The sequence below is a fragment of the Caulobacter sp. DWP3-1-3b2 genome (genome assembly GCF_049896325.1).
In the GTDB taxonomy this organism is placed as follows: Bacteria; Pseudomonadota; Alphaproteobacteria; order Caulobacterales; family Caulobacteraceae; genus Caulobacter.
The window spans coordinates 1-22,051 of record NZ_JAFCUB010000050.1 but is presented as its reverse complement, the minus strand read 5'-3'; the positions used below and the strand labels follow the sequence as shown (position 1 = coordinate 22,051).

The window sequence follows — 22,051 nt, the reverse complement described above, 5'->3', positions numbered from 1 at the left end:
ACGGACAGGCCCGCCGTAAGGAGATGACCCTGGCGCCCGGCGAGTTCATCCGCCGCTTCCTGATCCACGTCCTGCCCAGCGGATTCCATCGCATCCGCCACTACGGCCTTTTCGCCAACACCGCCCGCGCCGCCAAGACCCGCGTGCCGGCCCGCGTTCCAGATCGACTCGTCATGAGGCTCACAGACAACGCCACCCGAAATCGCAGCGCTACACCAACGGCCAAGGGCCGCGTGAGCGGCCTTGCGCACCAACGCCAAAAAGCGGCCCTGAGCGCCCAAGAACACCCCGACCCGCACATCATCAGGGGCATCGTAACGGACCAAACCGGCCGCCTGCAGCAAGCTTTCTCAGACACCCGCCCTAGGGGTCAGCCCCGTCGCCGCGCCTGGCGGGCGTCCAAGAAACCTAAACAATACCGGACCTTGGCACAGCTCCAGAAACAAGACCTTCGCCGGGCAGACGCACCGACGAAGTAAGCTCTACCCTTGCGTCTCAGCCAGCTGCGGCCGGTTCGGGTTCGATATCCCCTACGGCCTCAATTCAACACAGCGGTCATTCTGATCTCTATAGCGTCGCGACCGGCTATCCTTGCTGTGGTTGCGCTGCGCAGCGTTTGGCGAACGCGCGAGCGACGGAAGGCAAAAAAAGCCAACGCTTTTCGCGCCGGCCCAGGGGGAAACGACGTCAGGTGATGCGCCGCCCGCAGGCCCTCGCATCACCTGCCGCGAAACGGCCTAGAACCGCGCAGTCACGCTGGCGTAGACCACCCGACCTTCGACATCGTACGTCGCCGAGAACGTGTTGTTGGCGGGCGCCGGAGACCCGACAATCGGCGGGTTCTTGTCGAACAGATTGCGCACCCCGGCCGTCAGAGTCGTGCCCTCGTTCAGGTCATAGACGCCGGTTAGATCGAAATAGCTCTGCGCCTTGATGACCGGCGTGGTCAGTGTCGCCTTGTCGGGGAAAGCCGCGCCGAGGCGCTTGGGCAGCAGGTAGGTATCGACGGTGGTCTCGCCGATATAGCGATGGCGCAGGCTCAGCGTCGCCGGGCCCGAACGCCAGGTGACACGCGACACGCCTTTCCAGCGAGGGATCGGCTGGCCGCAGGTGGGGCCAAAGGTGCCGACACAAAAGTTCTTGGTGGCTGGCAGGGCCTGCACCGGCGTGAGGGTGAACTCGTCGGTGTAGGTCAGGTTGGTCCCGATCTCTACCCTGCTGCCCTCGCCGAAGGGGCTCCAGTCGAGGTCGAAGCGGTAGCTGCCGTCGAAGTCGACGCCCGAGGTCTTCAGACCGCCCGTGTTGCCGTTGGTGGTCGTCACATAGCCCGGAGCGGCGATCTGGCCCGTCAGCGGATCACGGGTGATCGCCTGACAGAACACGCTGCTGGCGTCCTGGATCTGGTTGTAGCAAAGGCTCAGCGTGTTCGCGATGCCGCCGCCGAGCGGCGCGATGGCGCCATCGAGGTTGATCTTGAAATAGTCCACGCTGAAGGCCAGCCCCGGCGCGAACCTGGGTTGCAGGACGATGCCCAACGTCGTTGTGTCCGACTCTTCGGGGCCGACATTGGGATTGCCGCCAGACACCTGATTGATGAAGGTGTTGGGCTGCACCGAGAGCGTGAACACCGCGCCGGTCGGCACGCCGGTGGCGACGCACAGGGCGCGCACGGCGGCGGTCTGCTGGGCCGTCGGTTGGCGGCTGGAACAGGGGTCGACCGCCGAGGGGCCGCTGGTGGTGTTGCCGCCGAACAGTTCGCCGACATTGGGCGCGCGGATGGCGTGCTGGAACTGGCCCCGGAACGTGACGTCGGAGACCGGCGCATACTCGCCGCCCACCGAATAGGTCCAGACGCCGCCGACGCCCTTGAGGTCATAGTCGGAATAGCGGAAGGCGCCATTGGCGCTGGCGCGCTTGCCCAGGGGCGAATCCATCAGCAGGGGCACGCGCACCTCGCCGTAGATTTCCTTTACCGACTCCGAGCCCTTGGTAGGCAGGGCGGCGTTGAAGCCGGAAACATCGCCTGAAGCCAGGAAGCTGTCAGGCGTGAACCGCGCCGAGGCCTTGCGGTATTCTGCGCCGGCGCTGAAATCGACGGGACCGGCCCAGGTGTCGAACAGCTCGCCCGCCAGACTGCCCGCGAGGACCTGCTGCTGGGATTCGGTGTAGTTGGTCGACGACACCGCGATCGAGGCCGCGCCCGCCGGAGACAGGTTGGCGCCGAAGATATTGAGGACCGGCGCCGCGCCGCCCGCCGACAGCAGTCCCGTCTGGAACTTGGCGAGCGATGCCGCGCCCCCCGAAATGCTCGTGTCGGTGGTGCGGGTGAAGGTGTAATAGGCGTCGTAGCTCAGGTTCCGCAGGAAATCGGCGGAAACACTGCCGATATCGCCCCGGAATCCGATGGCCGAACGATAGGCGGACCGGTCGGCGGTGTTGACGCGGTCGCCCACGCCCGTGAGACGGCGGTTGATGTTTAGAACGGCCAAGCCGTCACCGGCCGTGGTCATCAGCGACGAGGCACCGTTGGTCACCCGAACGACTCCGCTCTCGCGCAGGTCCAGCTGGCGCATGACTTCCCGAAGCTGCGGCGTCAGATAGGGGTTGTTGATGTTGATCAGGAAGTTGCCGCCAATGCCGCTGGGCGGCAGGCGCATTGAGACGCGGTTGTTACTGTAGTGCGCCTCGGCATAGCCGGTCACATGTTCATTGAAGTCGTAGTGACCCGAGACATTGGCCATCCAGCGACGCTGTGGGAGCACAAGATAGGCCGCAGGACCCAGGTCGTAGTCGTCGCCGGGGGTCACCGCCGGACGCGCCGCCGTGCCGGCGTCGTTGAAGGTGAAGCCGCGCGAGCCGATGCCGCCCAGCCCGGCCGCGATCAAGGCGGCGTCGAGCCCCGGATTGGAACCCGAGGAGCCCACCGACGGGATGTTGGCGAACCGCCCGTTGGGAATGGTGCCGCTGCCGCCGAAGATTAGACCGGGGCGACCGCCGGCCGAGAGGCAGGTCTGGCCGCCAGGAACCGCCAGCGGCACACCTGGACGGGTGCTGCTGAACGAGTCGGACGTCACGCAGCCATTGGCCAGGCTGGGCGTCGCCCAACCGCCGCGCTCGCCACGGGTATAGCCGCCCCGATCGAGATAGTTCAACGCGACGACGACGTTGCCGCGGTCGTCGGCAAAGTTGCTGCCGAAGGTCAGGTCCGCTGTGTAGGTCTTGGTCTTGGTGTGGGTGTCGGCGCGCGCCTGGGCGGTCAGTTCCACCCCCTCGAAGTCGTCCTTCATGATGAAGTTGACGACGCCGGTGATGGCGTCCGATCCATAGACTGCGGACGAGCCGCCGGTCACCGTTTCCACGCGCTTGATCAGCGCGGCAGGCACAGTGTTGATGTCCGTGGTCTGATCAGGACCGGTAATGGTGAAGCGCCGGCCATTGACCAGCACGAGGTTACGCTGCGCACCAAAGCCCCGAAGGTTCAGCGTGGCCGTGCCGCCGGGCACGGTATTGGCCGTCGGGCCATTGTTTTGCGACCCCAGGAACTGCGGGGTGTCGTTGAGCAGGGTCTCGACGTTCTGGGTGCCGGTAAGACCGATTTCTTCCTCGCCAATGACCGTGACGGGTGTGGGCGCCTGAAAGCCTCGCGCGGCCAACCGCGATCCGGTGACCACCACCTCGGTCACTGTCGCTTCATCGGCGCTGGACGCACTCTGAACTTGGCCTTGTGCCTGTGCCAGCGCTGGCAAAAGTACAGCCGTGGCCAAGGCCACCGCTGTCTCGCAGCCCATGAAAGTGCTCTTGCGACGGATCGTTCCCATTGGCTTCCCCTCTTAAGGGACCGCTATCATTCTGCGGTCATTGAGGAGATGAATAAACGCTAGTACCATAATATGCAATGGCGCTCCATAAATTGACATCATCTGACATCCACAAACGAGGCTAGGCGATGCGACCGTCCGAAAAACAGGCCTCGGCGCCCAGCCTGTTCTCGCGCAGGAACCTGATGATCGGCGGGGCCGCGGCCTTGCTCGCCGAGCCGGGCTTGGCCCAGGGCGTGGCGAGCGGCTGGGCCAAGGCGGCTGTGATCGAACGCGAGGCTCGGCCGCCGACCTTTTCGCAAAGGGTTTTCAGCATCGTGACGGCCGGCGCCGTCGCCAACGACGTCGACCGCAACAGCGCGGCCTTTGCCAAGGCGATCCAGGACTGCGCCGCTGCAGGCGGCGGCCGCGTCCTGGCGCCGCCCGGGCGCTGGATCACCGGCCCCATCCGCCTTCTGTCGGGTGTCGAACTGCATGTGGCGGAAGGCGCCACGATTGTCTTCAGCACAGATCCCTCTCGCTACCCCGTCGTGGCCACGCGCTGGGAGGGGATCGAGCTGATGAACTATGCTCCCCTGGTGTTCGCTGACGGCCAGCGCGACGTGGCGATCACGGGCCGCGGGGTGCTGGACGGCCAGGGACCAGCCTGGTGGTCCTGGAGCAGCGGGGCGCAATTTGGTTGGCGGCCAGGAATGCCAAACCAGCGCGAGGCCCGCGCAGCGCTCTTCCGCATGGCCGAGGAAGGCGTGCCCGTCACCCAGCGGATCTTCCACGAGGGACACTATCTGAGGCCGATGATGGTTCAGTTCCAGAACTGCGCCAATGTGCTGGTGGAGGGCGTCACGCTGCGAGACTCCCCCTGCTGGACCATCCATCCGGTCCTGTGCCGCAATGTCGTGGTCCGCGACGTGACGGTGATCGGCCACGGCCCCAACACCGATGGCTGCAATCCGGAATCGGTCGACGGCATGCTGATCGAGCGTTGTGTCTTCGACAGCGGCGACGATTGCATCGCCATCAAGTCCGGCCGCAACGCCGACGGTCGCCGCCTGGCCAAGCCCACCCGCAACATCCTCATCCAGGACTGCACGATGACGGACGGCCACGGCGGGGTGGTGATCGGCAGCGAGGTGTCGGGGGGCGTCAACAACATCTTCGTCCAGCGCTGCCACATGGACAGCCCAAACCTCTGGTACGCGCTGCGCTTCAAGAACAACGCCATGCGTGGCGGCGTCGTGGAAGACATCCATTGCCGCGATATCGAGGTCGGCCGGGTCTCAAGAGCGGCGATCACCTGCGACTTCAACTACGAAGAGGGCGCGGCCGGAGCATTCACCCCCGTCCTGCGCAATCTTCGGGTCGAACGGATGCGCACGCGGGGCGCCGCCCAGGTCCTGGACCTGCAGGGCCTGGCCAAGGCGCCCGTCGCCGACATTGTGCTGAGCGATTGCCGCTTCGACGGCGTGACCAGACCCAGCATCGTGACGCACACGACGGGCCTGAGGCTGGAAAAGGTTGGGGTCAACGGGCGGCGCGTCTCGGCCCTGTGACGAGCCGGCACGCCGCCCTGGGTCCTATGTCTTCAGGCCTTGACCGGCCTTGCGATCGAGTTTGTAGGCCTGTTTGGGTAGGTTGTAGGTCAGGTCGACGATCAGCTCCTGGGCCTCGACGAGGTCCATGCGGTGCTCGGCGACCATGCGAGCCAGGAAGCTGCTGTCGACGCGGCGGGCCACGTCGTGGCGAGCCGGGATCGACAGGAAGGCGCGGGTGTCGTCGTTGAAGCCGACGGTGTTGTAGAAGCCCGCCGTCTCGGTCACCTGCTCGCGGAAGCGCATCATGCCCTCGGGGCTGTCGTGGAACCACCAGGACGGGCCCAGCTTCAGCACCGGATAATGGCCGACCAGCGGGGCCAGTTCGCGGCTGTAGCTGGTTTCGTCCAGGGTGAAGAGGACGATCGACAGGCGCGGATCATTGCCGAACTTGCTCAGCAGCGGCTTCAGCGCCTTGACGTATTCGGTCTGGACCGGGATGTCGGCGCCCTTGTCGCGGCCGTGCGAGTTCAGCAGGCCCACATTGTGATTGCGGTGCGAGCCGGGGTGGATCTGCATGACGAGGCCGACGTCCAGGCTCATCCTGGCCATTTCGGTCAGCATCTGGGCGCGGAACAGCTCGGCCCGCTCGGGCGTCACCTCGCCCTTCACCAGGCTGAGGAACAGCGTCTCGGTCTCGGCGGCGCTCAGATCGGCGGTCGCCGCCGTAGGGTGGCCGTGGTCCGATGACGTCGCGCCGGCCTCGATGAAGGCGCCGCGGCGCTGGCGGTGGGCTTCCAGATAGCCCTGCCAGCTGTAGACATCCTAGCCCGACACCTCGGCGAAGCGCTCGAAGGCGCGCGGCGAGCGCTCGTCCTCGAAATCGATGACCGCGTCGGGACGATAGGCGGTGATCACATGACCGCCCCAGCCGCTGTCGCGGATGGCGTGGTGATGCTTCAGCGTCTCATGCGGGCCTTCGGTGGTGGCCAAGGTCTCGATGTTAAAACGGTCGAACAGGGCGCGCGGTCGGAAGGCGTCGGTGGCCAGGGCTTCGTTGATGGTGTCGAAATAGAGGTCCGAGGTTTCGGCGGAGAAGAACACCTCCATGCCGAACACCTGGCTGAACACGTGGTTAAGCCAGATCCACGAGGGCGTACCGCGAAACAGGTGGAAGTTCTGAGCCAGCAGACGCCAGGCCTCGCGAGCATCGGTCCCAGGAACGCCGTCCTTGGACCGCACCTTCAGGCGATCCAGCAAGATGCCCTGGCTGTAGAGCATCCGGAACAGATAGTGGTCTGGCGCCAGCAGCAGGTCGGTCGCGTCCTGGAACGGCGCGTTGGTCGCAAACCAGCTGGGATCGGTGTGGCCGTGCGGGCTGATGATCGGCAGCCCCTTGACCGTCGCATACCGCTCGCGTGCGATCGAACGCGTGCGCTCATCCGCCGGAAACAAACGGTCGTCGTGGAAAATCAGAGGCCTGGCCATGGTCGCTCGCGAAAAGGGCGGCCGGCGTTTTCTCGCCGACCACAGGGGTGTCTGGTAGATTCAAGCTGGCGGAAACGTCATGGAAGCGGACGAAGGCCCTCTGACCGCACCGTCCAGCCTTGCCTGGGAAAACCCGGGGCGTGGCCGGACGATCCGTCCCAGCCCGCCGCCATCATGCCGACGGCCAGCAACAGCGAGCCGTTCGACGGAAAATAGGTCTCGGCGGCGCGTCGATAGCCCGCGCCATCCTCCCCCCCTGCGCCGGCGTATTGCGACGGAGACAGGAAGGACTCCAGATGGACGCGCGGGGTCATGCCGCTGACGCCCCACTGGTTGTTCTTCTGGTCCTTGAACAGCCAGGCCAGCGCGTCCTCCGGCTCGCCAAGGCGCGCGGCCGTCATGGCGACCATGGGATAGTCCCAGCCCCAGGTCTGGCGCAGATCCCAGTTGCGCTCGACCGCCCGCAGGGTGGCCCGCATGGTCTCGACGTCGACCCGATCCGAACCAATCAGCCCGTAGGACATCAGGAAGGAGGGATGATCGCGATTGGGACAATGCTCGACCGCGTTACCCTTGCACTTGGCGGACGCCGCCTGGATCCAGAGCTCGGGATCGTTCTCGACCGCCAAATAGAGACCGTCGCGCTGCGCCATGGGAGCCAATTTGGCGATCACCCGGTCCCAATCAGCGTCGCGCGCCTGGCCTTGCCGTTCGCGCCAGGCCTGCGCCACCGTCAGACCCTGTCGGAAATATTCGAGCTCGAACGCCGGATTGAGGGTCGCCAGCGGCTCGTGGTTTTCCTGCACCGGAATGATCGGCGGCCCCAGGACGAAGCGGTCTTTGGTCGCGTCCCAGCCTGGCCAGCTGGCCAGCAGCCTGGCGGTCTCCTCGACCAGCGCGCCATAACGTTTCAGCGTCGCCGTGTCTGGGTGGGCGCGATAGGCCAGCTCCGCCATCAGGATGGGATGCGGCTGCTGCCACATGATGAAGGGTGAGATCGAGCTGGGGCTGTTGCGCCCCTCAGGCCCCGCCATCTTGGGCCACCAGGCGCCAGACACCTTGTGCCGCGCCGCCTCGGCTCTGGCCGACGGAAGGTGGTCGACGTACCAGCTCAGGCTGCGCTCCAGCAAGGCGGGCCGCCCCCACGTGGCGAAATGCGCCGTGTGCCAGGGATGCATCTCGAGATGGAACTTGCCGTTCCAGCTGTTGGAGAACAGCCCCTCCTCCTGAGGCGGGACGTCCCCTGCCCCGTTCACCGCCATCAGATACTGCGACAGCACCACGCGGCGCTCCAGCTCAGCCGCTCGAGGGTCGCTGCTGCCCGCGAAGTCGATGATGCCGCCGCGCGTCCAGTAGTTGCGCCAACGCGCGTCGGCCCCGGCGCTCGCCTTGGCGAATGGCGGCGCCGGCCTGCCGCGCGCCTCGCGGTCGAAGTCGATTGTCGCCTTCAGGACGTCGCCCGACAGGGCCGCGACCTCGAAGGCATGATCGCCCGTTCGCGTCACGGCGGCGCCGGCCGCATCGATGGTCGAGCCGTAGGTCGTCTCATCCAGTTGGCGCTGCAGGACCACACGCCCGGACGCCGAGCTGACCAGCCGGGTGACATGCCGCTGCGGATGGTACCAATCGCTGGGATCGGGATTGATCTTGGCCGAAACGCCCGGATAGCGGACGCTGACTCCAAGGCGGCCCAGCCTCACCAGACGCGACCGAACCGAGACAAGAACCGCGTCGCGCCCGGTGGCGACCCGGGTTTCGACCACGACGGGCTCGCCGTCATAGGTGAAGTGGCTGGTCAGGGCGCCGGTCCACAGGTCCAGGGTCTGGCGGGTGTCGGACAGGTCCGCAAAACGCGCAGGTCGGCCGGCCTTGTCCTTGATAGACAGCGCCACGCGGCCCAGCGAGAAGCGGTGCGGATTTTCACGCAACCAGGCGTCGGCCGGATTGCTCTTGGCTTCCAGTCCCTGACGCATCCAGGCGAAGGGCTGCTCGCCGCGCCCCGGCACGGCCACCAGGCGCAGACTGCTGGCCTCGGTGTAGCCCTCGGGATTGGGGAAGCTGTGCCAGGCCCACTGGGCCATGGTCAGCAAGGGGGCAAGGTCGGAATATTGCTCGGGAAAGGTCTGCAGCCCGGTTATGTCGGCGGTGAAGGCCAGATCGCCATTGCCGACCATCAGCGGCGCGTGCCGGTCGACGGCGCCCAGAGAGGGATTGTGACGCGAGACAACGGCGTGGCGGTCGATGGGCTGGGCCATGGCGAGGCAGGGCACCAGGACCACCGCGACAAGAAGCGCGATCCGAACGGGCCAGGTCATTGGTCGACTTTCTTGACGGTCACCCAGTCGAAGTCGGCGACACCCAGCCTGGATTGCTTCGGCGCGCCATAGCTGAAGAGCGCCGGCCGCGCGCCTTTCCACCAGCTGAATTTCGGGAGGGTCGTTCCGCCCATCTCGACGAAGCTCTTTCCGCCGTCGAGGCTGTAGCTGAAGCGCGCCGCTTGGTCGGCGATCGCCACGCGCAGGTCGACGACGCCGACCGACAGCGCCGGTCCCATCGTCTCCACGCCCCGCGACGAGAAGACCAGATGTGACGCGCCGTCCTTCCTTATGACGCCAATGGAGCCGATCCCCGCGCCGAACATCGCCAGGCCGGCGCGCTGGCCGTCGACGACGCCGCGCGCGTCGAGGCGGGTGGTGACGACCGAACGCTCGCTCTGCAGCACCTGGGTTAGGGTGTTGCGGGCGCTGACCAGATTGATCGCCGAGCCGGCAGTCAGGCGCAGGAAACCGGGACGTGACTTCAGGCTCCAGCGGCGATCGTCGGGATTATGGTTCCACTCCCACTGCGGTCCCAACTTGCGGCGCGCAAAGCTGTCGGAGGTCTGGGGCCAGACGGGCATGAAGCGGCCACCGACATCGGGCATCGGGTGTTGGGTCACCGGCTGCCCGGACACCTCGTCCGGCCCGGCGCCCGGGATCGGCTCGCCGATAAAGGGCCAGTCATCCTTCCAGACGACCGGCTGTAGATGGACGATGCGGCCATAGGCGCCTGTGCTGTTGAAATGCGCGAACCAGCCCTGGCCCGAAGGCGTCTCGACCCAGCCGCCCTGATGCGGACCCTTCAGCGCGGACTTGCCCGGCGACAGCACCGACCGGTGCTCGTAAGGACCCCAGATATTCCGGGACCGCAGAACCGCTTGCGGACCTGTGTCGACCCCGCCGATGGGGGCGAAGATGTAGTACCAGCCGTTGCGCTTGTAGAGCTTGGGTCCTTCGAGCACCGGCAGGGCCTTGGAATCCTCGGCGATGACGGTTCCGGCATCCAGCACGCGTTTGCCGTCCGGAGACATGCGATGCAGCACCAGTGGCCCGGCCCCGACCTTGCCATGCACCAGATAGGCCTGACCATCGTCGTCCCAGAACGGACATGGATCCTCCAGGCCGGACTCGGCTATAACCGTGACGGGCGGGCTCCAGGGTCCTTCGGCGCGCGACGCTGTGGACATGAAGACCCCTTCATAGGGCGTCGCGAAATAGACGTAGAACAGTCCCTTGTGATGTCGGATCGAGGGCGCCCAGACACCGCCGGCATAGCGCTGCCCGGAGGTGCGCATGTCGCGCGGCATCCGCGCGCCGGCGTCGTCGGTGGGAACAGGCCCGGGCAGATCATATTCCGGCGCGAAGGTCAGCTTCGGCAGGACGTGGCCAACAATCGTCCAGTGGACGAGATCCTTCGAGCTCAGGATCGGCACGCCGGGCGAGAAATGGAAGCTGGACGCCACCATGTAATAGGTGTCGCCCACGCGAATGACGTCCGGGTCCGAATAGTCGGCGTGCAGGATGGGATTGCGATACACGGCCGGAGCTTTCGGCGCGGCGAAGGCCGGAGCGTGGACGCAGATCGGCATCGCCGCCGCCAGCATCAAGCCCAACAGTCGTGCTGATCCTGGCTTGTTCATGCGCATTGGACTGACTCCGGGCAAAGTATGCGGACTCGCTGGTGGAAGGTTGTCGGGCGTGCGTCCGGGCGGGGGAGGTCCGCCGGGTCACGCACGCCCGGGCCATGAGAGAGCCGTTGGAAGGTCATGGAAATCACGCTCGACCTGTGAACACACGCAAACACCCTCTCGTGACAGTCTGGTCGCCGGCGCTGCCGGCGTGTTGGCTAGAAGGACCGGCTCTCCGTTCCGTCGAACCGGCGGTCTTCAAGCCACCGGCTGCCGAACGACCGGAAGCCGGTGACCTTATCCAGCTGAAAGTTTGGCCCCTTCGGCAGGCGAAGCCGGAAGAAGTCCGCGTCGGTCACGTCCTGCAACCAGAACGCCGGCCGGGCGTCAGGCGCCTCGGCGACGATCTCGACATTGCTCATCTCGATATTGCGGGCATGCCGGATGAAGAAGCCTGTCGCCGGCAGGTCACCGAACATGTCCGGATCCGGATAGGCCTTGTCCGCCTCGGGCGGCTGGCGCCGGGCCAATTCCGCCGAGCCCCCGCCCAGCTGATGGAAATAGACGTCGCTGATCTTGACGTCCTCGACCGGATGACCGGCCACGCCCGCGATGATCGAGGGATGCGGCGTCGCGCCGTAGCTGACGATGTTCTGGATCGCGATCCGTCGAAGCCTGCCCACCGGCGCCCCGGCGGGACCGCGCATCCGGCTGCCCAGACGCAGGAACAGCGGCGGAAAGCCTATGCCGCGCATGGTGATGTTGCTGATGGCGATATCTTCAGTCAGGCCGCCATCCATCGTCTCCAGGGCAATGCCGTAGCAGTGGTCGAAGACGCAGTTGGTGATGGTGATGTTCTTGAAGCCGCCGTTGGACTCGGTGCCCAGCTTGATGCGGCCATAGCCGTGGTGGCCGACCGGCATCTTCTTCCATGTGCCGTCGATGACCGAACCCATCTCGTAATTGCCGGTGAGGTAGCAATCGGAAATGGTCAGGTTCTCGGTCGGGCGCGCATAGCCAAGAGCAAACGAGCTCTTGGGGCAGATGCCGTCGTCCCACGGCGAATTGATCGTACAGTTGGTGACCCGCACATTGCGGCAGCAGTCGATGTCCAGACCGTCGCGATTGGTGTCGATGACCAGGTTGTCGATGGTCATGTTGTCGACGCCAGTGGCCAGCAGCGCGAACCAACCCGCCTGCAGCATCTTGAAGTCGCGCAGCAGCACATTGCGGCAGTTCTTCAAGGCGATCGCCTTGTCGCCGACGCCCGGACCCGAGATGTCCGGTGGGTCGGTCGGGAACCGGTGACCGCGGGTGAGACCCTTGCCCCAGATCAATCCGGCTCCGACGATGGCGATATCGTGCAGGCCCTCGCCGAAGATCAGACTGTTGGACCAATGGCTGTGGCCATAGTCCTGATAGGCGTTGCCCGCGCCGGGTCCCGGGTCATCATAGCCGGTGGGCGCCACGCCGTTCGGCGCGGCCGCCAGGATCACGGCTCCATGGTCGAGGTGCAGCGTGATATTGCTCTTTAGACGGATGGTGTAGCAGGCATAGGTCCCGGGCGGGAAATGGATCGTCCCGCCGCCCAGCGCCGATACGTGGTTGATGGCCTTATTGATGGCGGGGGAGTCGATGGTCGCGCCATCGCCGACCGCGCCGAAATTCTTGACGTTGAAGGCGTAGGGCGCGCCGCCGGAGTTGGGCTTGTCGGCAAGGCTCGCCGCCTGGGCGCCTTGCGCGGGAGCCAGCGCGACGGAGCCCATCAAACCGCCCAGCATCAGACCTCTTCGATCCATTTTCATAGTGTCCTCCCAACGGCCCATTTTTGGCTCTCAAGCGATGCAACAAGCGCGACGCCATCCTGTCAACGCCCATTTGTTACCGGTAGCATTCTTTGTGCTAGCGCTGGCATTTTCAAATGCCAGCGCTAGCCAAGGAAAGGTTGCGGTTTCTGGTCACTGCGCTAATCACGCTCTTCTGGAGCGCTGCAGAACATGTTCGGAAACGATCCGACCACGAGCATTTCCGTAACGATTGACGATGTGGCCAAGGCCGCCGGCGTCTCCATCCGAACCGTCTCGCGGGTCATCAACGCCTCGCCGAAGGTTGGCGAGGAGACGCGCGTCGCCGTCCAGGCGATCATCACGCAGATGGGTTACAGCCCCAGTTCCCGCGCCCGCGCCCTCGCCTCGGGCCGCTCCTATCTGATCGCTGTCGTGCAGGACGACCCGAACGCCCAGGTGATCGGCGCTCTCCAGCGCGGCATTTTTGAAATCTGCACCCGGCATGGCTACGAACTGGTCGTCCATCCGGTGCGGTTCAACGATCCCAATGTGGCGCTGGAGATCGAAACCTTTGTGCGTCGCTCGCGCGTCGATGGCCTGATCGTTCTGCCGCCCGCCTCCGAAATCGCCGCCATTCCCGAGCGCCTCACGGCCCTGGGCGTACCGTCGATCGGCATCGCCTCGATCTCGGTGCCCGCCTATCCCGGCCTGCTGATCAGCGACGACCGCGCCGCCACGGCCAAGCTGGGACGGCATCTGCTCGATCTTGGCCATAGGCGCATCGCGATGATCGAAGGCCCCGCGCATTTCCGTTCGGCGCAGGAACGCAAGGCGGGCTTCGTTGAGGCACTCGAGTCCTCGGGCCTCGATATCGATCTGCAGCTGCGAGAGGGCGATTACGGTTTCGAGAGCGGGCTGGCGGCCGCCGAGGCGCTGCTGTCGATGCCCAATCCTCCCACCGCGATCTTCGCCTGCAACGACATCATGGCCGCTGCGGTCGTGAAGGCGGCGCGTGAAAGAGGCGTCTCGATGCCAGGGCAGCTGTCGGTCGCCGGCTTCGACGACTCCGATCTGGCATCGATGATCTCACCGGCCCTGACCACCATCCGCCGCCCCCTGTTCGACATGGCCAAGGCGGCCACCGAACAACTGCTGCAGATGATCGTCGAGCAAGGCCACACCTTGCCGCACCGCACCCTAGATCTGACCCTGGTCTGCCGCCAATCGACCGGACGCGTCTAGGCCCCGCGGCGTCATCTGGCGCCCCATCGCATTGCCGTAGCCGATGATCACCGTGGCGCCGATCAGCAGCGCCACGCCCAGCCAGACCAAGGCGCGAACGGCCGGCTTGGCGTCCTTCCATTCCTTGAAGGCAAAACCCCACAGGGTGCCGAAGATGATGATGGAGGCCATGTGGAGCGTCCAGCTGGAGAAGCCAAAGCGCCCCATCTGGCTCTCGCCCATCGTGTAGAAGAAGAACTGGAAGTACCAGGCCGTCCCCGCCAGGGCGCACAGCAGATAGTTGGCCAGCAACGGCGTGCGCCCGTCCGGCGCAGGCTTCTCGACAGTCCCTGGCGCGGCCTCGGAAGCGCCCGAGCGCCCCAGCCACTGACCGGCGCTGCGGTTGCGTACGATCAGCCAGGCGCACCAAAGCCCGTTGGTGATCAGGCCGCCAAACATCACCAGGCACAGGATCGGCAATCCGGTCCACAAAGGCCCGGTGCCCGCCGCCGCCGATAGCGCCTTGATGGGCTCCCCCGCCGCCAGACCAAAGGCGAAACAGGCCGACATCACGCCGGAGAAGATGGCTACGCCGATCCCCTTCCTGAAATCGAACTCGGCGATCACGGCGGTCTTCTGATCGGCCGAGAGGGCCGCGTCCTTGCGCGCCCCGGCCACGGCGACCACGACGATGCCCAGCAAGGTGACGATCAGACCCAACAGGATCGTTCGTCCCGATGGGCTGGACAGCAACTTTTCATGGAAGTCGCCCTGCACGAGCGGCGGGATCAGGGTGCCGAAGACGGTGCAAAGTCCCAGGACCACCGCCATGCCGAGCGACAGGCCCAGATAGCGCATCGTCAGGCCATAGGTCAGGCCGCCAAAGCCCCAGAGCGCGCCGAACATCATGCACAGGCCGACGACCTGGCCAGGTGTCTGGGCCATGACCCCCAAGAGGTCTCGCGTCTGGATCGCGGCGAAGAACCACGGCGCAATCAGCCAGGAAAAGATGCCCCCCGTCAGCCAGAAGATCTCCCAGGACCAGCGCCTTACCCCTCGATAGGGCACATAGAAGCTGGCTGAGGCCAGGCCGCCCAGCCAGTGGAAGAGGACGCCAAGCAGAGGATTGGGGGTCATGGGACACTCCAGACAGACAGCGGCAGGGGCAGGTGCGAGGGCCAGCGCATCGTCAGACCTGCAGGTCGAGGCGATAGTGGCGGATGGCGTTTCGCGCGAAGAGATCCAGCCGCTCGTCGTGGCTGAAACCGGCGGTGATGGCGTGGTAGGCTGAAAGGTGCTTGTCGACGCTGCCAAACAGCGAGTCGGTGGGAACGTCGCTGGCGAACATGCAGCTATCTGTCCCGAAGATCTCGATGGCCTTCAGGATGCGCGGGGCGATGGAGGCCTGCGTCCAGTCGCGGTCGATCAGGCCAAAGCCCGACAGCTTGACGCTGACATTGGGCAGAGCGGCCAGGGCTCGCATGCCTTCGCGCCAGAGCGCCCTGCCCTGCGGGTTGTCGTCGACCAGCATGCCCGCATGGTTGAGGATGACCGGGGTGTCTGGATGACGTGCGATCAGAGCCGCCATCCCCAACATCTGTCCGGGGTAACACTGCAGATCAAACGACAGGCCATACTTCGCCAGAAGCCCGAAGCCGGACTGCCAAGCCGGATCCGTGGTGATGTCGCGCTCTGTATAGGTTCGCCCGGCGTCGGGGTGCCAGTTGACGATCTGGCGCACGCCACGGACGTTGCGATGCGACGCATGGGCCTCGAGAAGACCTTCCACGCCCGGGCCGTCCAACGCGGCGAAGGCGACGATGGCGCTGGGCAGGCCTTCGCTGTCGGCCAGGGCCTGCAGCCAGCGGGTCTCGTCCAGCGCCGCCGAGGGCTGCGCGCCCGCCTCGATATGCACCGCTCCCGCCAGGCTCCAGTCGGCCAGGTCGGCGCGATAATCATCCAGCAGGTAGGTCCGGGCGATGGGCTCGACACTCCCGTTGGGACCGTCGTCGCCGAACGGCGGCAGCAGCCACGGATAGCGCAGGCGATCCAAGTCCCAGAGGTGGACGTGGGCGTCGATGAAGGGCAAGCCGCCCATGGCCGTTCCTCTCTCGATGGACGCCCGGTCTTCCGGGTCGTCAGGCGGCGATCAATAGGTTGTTCGGCCACCCGAGGTGTCGAAGGTCGATGCTGTCGTGAAGCTGCATTCCTGGCTGGCCATGAAGCAGACCATCGCGGCGCTTTCATCGACCTCGCCCAGGCGACCCATCGGGATCTTGCCCCGCATGTAGTCGACCTGGCTGCGCGGCAATTGCTCCAGGATCGGGCTTTCAAAGGTGGCCGGGGTCAGGCTGTTGGCGATCACCCCAAGGGTGGCCAGCTCCTTGCCCAGCGACTTGGTCAGGCCGATCACCCCGGCCTTGGACGCCGAATAGGCGCTGGCGTTGGGATTGCCTTCCTTGCCGGCCACCGAGGCGACATTGACGATCCGGCCATAGCCGCCGGCCAGCATGAACGGCACGATCTCGCGGCAGCAGTAGAAGACGCCGTTCAGGTTGATGTCGATCACCCGACGCCAGTTATCGAGCGGGAACTCGTGCACCGGCACGGTCGCGCCGGTGATGCCGGCCGAGGCCACCAGGATGTCGATCTTGCCCAGCGCCGCGTTCGAGGCCTTGGCGGCCGCCGCGACGGCGGCCTGGTCGGACACGTCCAGAGCCTCGACGTGGGACGCGCCGACCTGAGCGGCGGCTTCCTTCAGGCCGTCAGCGTCCAGGTCCCACAGCGCGACCCGGCCGCCCTCGGCGACGATGCGCGCCGCCACGGCCCTGCCCAGACCTGAAGCGCCGCCGGTGATGACGGCGGTGCGACCGGTGAAGCGCCCAAGATAAGGGGAGGCGTAGGTCGCGCTCACGAGACCCCGTCCCGGGACCAGGCCACGACGATCTGGCGCTGCTCGCCTAGCTTCTCAATGCCCAGGCGGATCTCGTCACCAGCCTTCAGATAGACGGCTCCCGGTTTCTGACCCATGCCGACGCCGGGGGGCGTGCCGGTGGTGATCAGGTCGCCGGGTTCCAGCGTCATGAACTCGCTGATGTAGGAGACCAGCTTGCTGATCGGGAAGATCATGGTCCTGGACGAGCCGTCCTGCTTGCGCTGGCCGTTGATGTCCAGCCACATGCCTAGGTTCTGCGGGTCGCCGACCTCGTCCGAGGTGACCAACCACGGGCCGACCGGGCCGAAGGTGTCGCAACCCTTGCCCTTGTCCCAGGTGCCGCCGCGCTCGATCTGGAAGGCGCGTTCCGAGACGTCATTGATCAGCACGTAGCCGGCGACATGGTTCAGGGCTTCGTCCTCGGTGACGTAGCTGGCGCGCGAACCGATCACGACGCCCAGCTCGACTTCCCAGTCGGTCTTCAGCGAGCCACGCGGGATCATCACCGGATCATTGGGACCGTTCAGGCAGCTGACGGCCTTGGTGAACAGCACCGGCTCTTCGGGGATCGGCAAGTTCGACTCGGCGGCGTGGTCGGCGAAGTTCAAACCCACGGCGATGAACTTGCTGACGCCAGAAACCGGCACGCCATAGCGGGGCGAGCCCTCGACCAGCGGCAGCGACGCGGGATCGATGGCGGCCAGCCTTTTCAGGTTGGCGGGCGAAAGTTCGGCGCCGGTAATGTCGGCCACATGGCCGGACAGGTCACGGATATTGCCCTCGGCGTCGAGGAGACCAGGCTTTTCGGCGCCCTTGGGGCCGTAGCGGAGGAGTTTCATGGATCTACGCTTTCAGGAAAATCAGCGGACGTAAGGCCGGTGCAGGCCGACCTCGCGATTGAGTTCGACGCCAAAGCCTGGCGCGTCGGAGAGCTTGAGCTTGCCGTTCACCGGGACGGGTTCGCCGATCAGCTGCGGATGGAACATCGGCACCACCTCGTCGGCCTTCGGCGCCATCATCAGGAACTCGGCGAACGGGCTGTTATGGCGCGTGGTGACGAAGTGATAGCTGTAGACGCTGGAGCCGTGAGGGATGCACATCACCCCACGGCTGTCAGCGAGGTTGGAGATCTTCACCAGCTCGGTCATGCCGCCGCACCAGCCGACATCGGGCTGGATGATGTCGCAGCACTCCATCTCCAGCAGCATGCGGAATCCCCAGCGGGTGGCCTCATGCTCGCCGGTGGTGACCAGCATGCCCTTGGGCGCGTTCTTCTTCAGGTCGCGATAGCCCCAGTAGTCGTCGGGACTGAGGGCTTCCTCGATCCATTTCAGCCCATGCTCATGGGCCTTGTGGGCCAGCCTGGTGGCGTAGTTCAGGTCCAGCGCCATCCAGCAGTCGAACATCAGCCAGAAGTCCTCGCCGGTGCGCTCGCGCATGGTGGCCAGTTCTTCGATGTTCTTGCGCAGACCTTCCTCACCCTCGGCCGGGCCGTGGTGCAGGGGCATCTTGCCGCCAATGAAACCCATCTTCTGGGCCAGGTCGGGTCGCGCGCCAGTGGCGTAGAAGGTCAGCTCGTCGCGCACCTTGCCGCCCAGCAGGTGATAGACGGGCTCTTGGCGCAGCTTGCCCATCAGGTCCCACAGCGCCAGATCGACCCCAGACAGGGCGTTCACCACCAGGCCCTTGCGGCCGTAGTATTGGGTGGAGAAATACATCTGGTCCCAGATCTTCTCGATCTCGGCAGGATCGCGCCCCTCCAGGAACCGCGCCAGATGCTTTTCGACGATATAGGCGGCCGGCTCGCCGCCAGTGGTCACCGCGAAGCCGATCGTACCGTCCATGGCTTCGATCTCGACGACCAGCGTGCCCAGAACGTTGATGCCGAAGCTCTGCCGGCTTTGGCGATATTCCGGATAGCGCGACATGGGGGTGGCGATGTGATCGTCGATCCAGTGGCCTTCGCCCTGATCATGATAGTCGGCGCCGCCGCCCCGAACCACGAAGGCGCGAACATGCTTGATAACCGGAAACGCCATGGAAGACCGAAGCTCCAACCTGCGGGAACACGCCCGCGACCGTATGGACAGGAAAGGGCGCGCGCCGGTTCCTCACGGGTTCCGGCTTGCTCCAGCGACAGCCAACTTGGCTGCGCCCATCTCCCTAGACAACGTATGACTCGCTAGTGTTCGCAGGGCGTCGGCTCGCAAGAGCCGTGGCCCGTATCGCTTGCCTTGCGTTCCACAATATGAGAAAGAGTACTACAAAATGAAACACGAAGCGTCAAGAGGAGCGGAAACGGTGGCGGCGGACGGCACGACGGCGACCAAGAGCCCTAGCGGTAGCCAGACCCTGTTTCGGGGTCTGGACCTGCTGGACGTCGTGGCGGAGTCGGGAGCCATTGGCCTGCCGGCCCTGGCCAAGCAGCTTGGCCTGACACGCAGCACCACCCACCGTCTGGCCACGGCCCTGGTCGAGCGCCGATTGCTGTCCCAGGCTCCACGCGAAGGCTACAGCCTGGGCTCCAAGCTGCTTGAGCTGGGCTATCTGGCCAGCCAGCAGATGGACCTGCCGCGCCTGGCCCGCCCGCATCTGGAAAAGCTGCTGGATGAGCTGGAAGACACTATACATCTGGGTGTGTTGGACGAGGATCGCGCGCTCTATCTCGACAAGCTCACGGGCCGTCGGCGCATCAATATCAGCTCGCGCGTGGGCGACCGACAGCCGATCCGCTCGACGGGCCTGGGCAAGGCCCTGGTGCTGGACGAAACCGAGGCCCGCTGGCGCGAACTCTACAAGATGGAAGGCCCGCCGGCGCCCGGCGCGCCCGATGAAGAACAGTGGGTCGCCTGGATGAAAGACTACGCCACGCGCGGTGTAGCCTTCGACCTTGAAGAGAACGAAGACCGCATCCGCTGCGTCGCCGCGCCGGTGCGTGGAGCGGCCGGCCAGATCGTCGCCGCCATCAGCGTCTCGGGCGCCGCCCAGTACATGGACGATGAGCGCATGAATACCCTGGTTGAGGATGTACGCGAGGCCGCCAACGCCATCGCTCGCGACTTGGGCTGGAACGGCAAGCGCGGCCCGCGCTGACGACGGGACTGCGAAGGGACCTAGATGCTGCTTGAAGACAAGATCGTCGCCGTCACTGGCGCCTCGCGCGGCATCGGCCGGGCCACGGCGATCGAATGCGCACGCCAGGGGGCGCATGTGGCCCTCAACGTTTTCAAGGATCCGGAAGCCGCCGAGGAGGTCGCCCAGGAAATCCGGACGCTCGGCCGCAAGGTCGTGGTGTTTGATGGCGACGTCGCAGATACCGACAACGCCCCCCGCTTCATCGAGGCGGCGGTGGCGGGGCTCGGTGGCCTGGACGTCTTCGTCAGTAACGCTGGCGTCTGCCCGTTCCACGGCTTTCTAGACATGCCGCGTGAGACCTATGAGCGGACGGTCGGGGTCAACATGACGGGGGCCTATTTCATGGTCCAGGCCGCGGCCAACCAGATGGTCAGGCAGGGTCGTGGCGGGTCGGTGGTGGCGATCTCCTCGATCAGCGCCCTGGTCGGCGGCGAGATGCAGACCCACTACACGCCCACCAAAGCGGGGGTTCACAGCCTGATGCAATCGTGCGCCGTGGCGCTGGGCAAGCATGGCATCCGCTGCAATTCGGTGATGCCGGGCACCATCGCCACCGACATCAACAAGGACGACCTCGCCGACCCCGACAAGCGCCGCTACATGGAGGGCCGCATCCCACTGGGCCGCCTCGGGGCGCCGGAAGACATCGCCAAGATCGTGGTGTTCCTGGCCTCGGACATGGCCGCCTACGTCACCGGCGCGGCGGTGCTGGCCGACGGCGGTGCCTTGGCCAACTTCCAATAGCAGGCGCGCATGATAGTTTCCTCGACCACGGACTTCCGCGAGGCGGCCCGCCGCAGGCTGCCTCGCTTCCTGTTCGACTATATCGACGGCGGCGCCTATGCCGAGCAAACCCTGAGACGAAACGTTTCCGACCTCGCTGACATGTCCCTGCGCCAGCGGGTCCTGAAGGATGTCTCCCAGGTCTCGACGAAAGCCACCTTGTTTGGGGTCGAGCACGGCCTGCCGGTGGCCCTGGCCCCCGTGGGCCTGACCGGCATGTACGCCCGTCGCGGCGAGGTTCAGGCCGCCCGCGCCGCCGCCGCCAAGGGCGTGCCGTTTTGCCTGTCCACCGTGTCGGTCTGCGACGTCGACGAGGTGTCGCGCGCCTCCAGCGCCCCGATCTGGTTCCAGCTCTATGTGCTGCGCGACCGGGGCTTCATGCGCGACCTGCTGGTTCGCGCGCGAGACGCCGGGGCCACGGCTCTGGTGTTCACCGTCGACATGCCCGTGCCAGGCGCTCGCTATCGCGACCCCCATTCAGGGATGAGCGGACCCAACGCCGCCGCCCGGCGGATGCTGCAGGCCGTGGGCAAGCCCGCCTGGGCCTGGGATGTCGGGGTCATGGGCCGTCCCCATACCCTGGGCAATGTCGCGCCGGTGTTGGGCGAGAACTCGGGCCTGGAAGACTTCATGGGCTGGCTGGGGGCCAATTTCGATCCCTCGATCACCTGGAAGGACCTGGAGTGGATTCGTGAGCTCTGGAAGGGTCCACTGATCATCAAGGGCGTGCTGGATTCGGAAGACGCCCGCGCCGCCGCCGAAATCGGCGCCGACGGCATCGTGGTCTCCAACCACGGCGGTCGGCAACTGGATGGCGTGCTGTCCAGCGCCCACGCCCTGCCGGCCATCGTTGACGCGGTCGGCGATCAGCTGACGGTGCTGGCGGACGGCGGTGTCCGTTCCGGTCTGGACGTCGTGCGAATGCTGGCCTTGGGCGCCAAGGGCGTGCTGCTGGGCCGCGCCTTCGTCTACGCTCTGGCCGCACGGGGGGGGCCTGGCGTGACCCAACTTCTAGACCTGATCGACAGGGAAATGCGCGTCGCCATGGCCCTGACCGGCGTGACGTCCGTCGACCAGATTGATCGCACCATTCTCGCCGACCGCCCGTCCAGTGGGCGTTGAGACGGACGGCCGCGTCGTCCTCCTGGGCTCAGGAGCGGCTCGCAACCTCGACGCTCCCCCAGGTTCCGGCGCTTGTGCGCCAGAGTACTAACCCGCTAGCGCGGGATGGGTATTCGTTCGGGGAAGATGAGCAGTGGGGTTCTCCTGTCTGAAGAGGAGCGTGGATGGGCCACGTCCTCCTCGAGACAGGAGACGAGTGATGCCCGAAGATGCGATCCACCCGCTGCGTCGCAGGATGGTCGAAGACATGACCATCCGCAACTTCGATCCGCGTACCCAGCAGGCCT

14 protein-coding genes and 2 pseudogenes are annotated in these 22,051 nt (G+C 65.7%); 6 read left to right on the top strand and 10 right to left on the bottom strand.

Annotation, left to right across the window (positions count from 1 at the left end):
- Nucleotides 1-134: pseudogene (locus ACP7AG_RS20290) on the top strand (transposase); the annotation flags it as partial.
- Between the two features lie 603 nt (nt 135-737).
- Here ACP7AG_RS20290 and ACP7AG_RS20285 read toward each other — a convergent pair.
- Nucleotides 738-3,818 (bottom strand): TonB-dependent receptor domain-containing protein, encoded by a 3,081-nt coding sequence (locus ACP7AG_RS20285; RefSeq protein WP_426033150.1) that lies wholly within the window; start codon nt 3,816-3,818, stop codon nt 738-740.
- Between the two features lie 128 nt (nt 3,819-3,946).
- Between ACP7AG_RS20285 and ACP7AG_RS20280 the strand changes: the two genes are divergently transcribed.
- Nucleotides 3,947-5,368, top strand: a complete 1,422-nt coding sequence (locus ACP7AG_RS20280; protein ID WP_426033148.1) for a glycoside hydrolase family 28 protein — start codon at nt 3,947-3,949, stop codon at nt 5,366-5,368.
- Between the two features lie 24 nt (nt 5,369-5,392).
- On the opposite strand, the pseudogene uxaC reads toward ACP7AG_RS20280, so the two are convergent.
- The 4 genes and pseudogenes from uxaC to ACP7AG_RS20260 all read right to left on the bottom strand — a co-directional run bounded on the left by uxaC (nt 5,393) and on the right by ACP7AG_RS20260 (nt 12,562).
- A pseudogene (gene uxaC / locus ACP7AG_RS20275) lies at nt 5,393-6,835 on the bottom strand (glucuronate isomerase).
- 77 nt (nt 6,836-6,912) lie between these two features.
- A complete protein-coding gene (locus ACP7AG_RS20270; protein ID WP_426033146.1) occupies nt 6,913-9,150 on the bottom strand; it encodes a hypothetical protein in 2,238 nt (745 codons plus the stop codon).
- A complete protein-coding gene (locus ACP7AG_RS20265) occupies nt 9,147-10,799 on the bottom strand; it encodes a glycoside hydrolase family 43 protein (RefSeq protein WP_426033144.1) in 1,653 nt (550 codons plus the stop codon). The genes ACP7AG_RS20270 and ACP7AG_RS20265 overlap by 4 nt, the downstream gene beginning before the upstream one ends.
- 200 nt (nt 10,800-10,999) lie before the next feature.
- Complete coding sequence (locus ACP7AG_RS20260; protein ID WP_426033142.1) at nt 11,000-12,562, bottom strand: rhamnogalacturonidase; 1,563 nt, start codon at nt 12,560-12,562, stop codon at nt 11,000-11,002.
- Between the two features lie 216 nt (nt 12,563-12,778).
- Between ACP7AG_RS20260 and ACP7AG_RS20255 the strand changes: the two genes are divergently transcribed.
- Complete coding sequence (locus ACP7AG_RS20255; protein ID WP_426033140.1) at nt 12,779-13,810, top strand: LacI family DNA-binding transcriptional regulator; 1,032 nt, start codon at nt 12,779-12,781, stop codon at nt 13,808-13,810.
- Here the strand turns inward: ACP7AG_RS20255 and rhaT are convergent.
- The 5 genes from rhaT to rhmD are packed head-to-tail and all read right to left on the bottom strand — an operon-like array spanning nt 13,766 to nt 18,763.
- Complete coding sequence (gene rhaT / locus ACP7AG_RS20250) at nt 13,766-14,926, bottom strand: L-rhamnose/proton symporter RhaT (protein ID WP_426033138.1); 1,161 nt, start codon at nt 14,924-14,926, stop codon at nt 13,766-13,768. The genes ACP7AG_RS20255 and rhaT overlap by 45 nt on opposite strands.
- Before the next feature lie 52 nt (nt 14,927-14,978).
- The gene (locus ACP7AG_RS20245; protein ID WP_426033136.1) at nt 14,979-15,887 is read right to left on the bottom strand and encodes an amidohydrolase family protein; all 909 of its coding nucleotides are present in this window, start codon (nt 15,885-15,887) and stop codon (nt 14,979-14,981) included.
- Nucleotides 15,888-15,938: 51 nt separating this feature from the next.
- Complete coding sequence (locus ACP7AG_RS20240) at nt 15,939-16,703, bottom strand: SDR family NAD(P)-dependent oxidoreductase (RefSeq protein ID WP_426033134.1); 765 nt, start codon at nt 16,701-16,703, stop codon at nt 15,939-15,941.
- A complete protein-coding gene (locus ACP7AG_RS20235) occupies nt 16,700-17,563 on the bottom strand; it encodes a fumarylacetoacetate hydrolase family protein (protein WP_426033132.1) in 864 nt (287 codons plus the stop codon). Before ACP7AG_RS20235 ends, ACP7AG_RS20240 begins: the two co-directional genes overlap by 4 nt.
- 21 nt (nt 17,564-17,584) lie before the next feature.
- On the bottom strand, nt 17,585-18,763 hold the full coding sequence (gene rhmD, locus ACP7AG_RS20230) for an L-rhamnonate dehydratase (protein ID WP_426033130.1): 1,179 nt from the start codon (nt 18,761-18,763) through the stop codon (nt 17,585-17,587).
- Between the two features lie 229 nt (nt 18,764-18,992).
- Between rhmD and ACP7AG_RS20225 the strand changes: the two genes are divergently transcribed.
- From ACP7AG_RS20225 to lldD, 3 genes are read left to right on the top strand one after another with little or no spacing between them, the layout of a single operon-like run.
- Nucleotides 18,993-19,817, top strand: a complete 825-nt coding sequence (locus ACP7AG_RS20225) for an IclR family transcriptional regulator (protein WP_426033128.1) — start codon at nt 18,993-18,995, stop codon at nt 19,815-19,817.
- A gap of 24 nt (nt 19,818-19,841) precedes the next feature.
- Entirely contained in the window at nt 19,842-20,603 is a 762-nt protein-coding gene (locus ACP7AG_RS20220) for an SDR family NAD(P)-dependent oxidoreductase (RefSeq protein ID WP_426033126.1), read from the top strand.
- 9 nt (nt 20,604-20,612) lie between these two features.
- Nucleotides 20,613-21,764, top strand: a complete 1,152-nt coding sequence (gene lldD, locus ACP7AG_RS20215) for an FMN-dependent L-lactate dehydrogenase LldD (protein ID WP_426033124.1) — start codon at nt 20,613-20,615, stop codon at nt 21,762-21,764.
- Nucleotides 21,765-22,051: the final 287 nt, after the last annotated feature.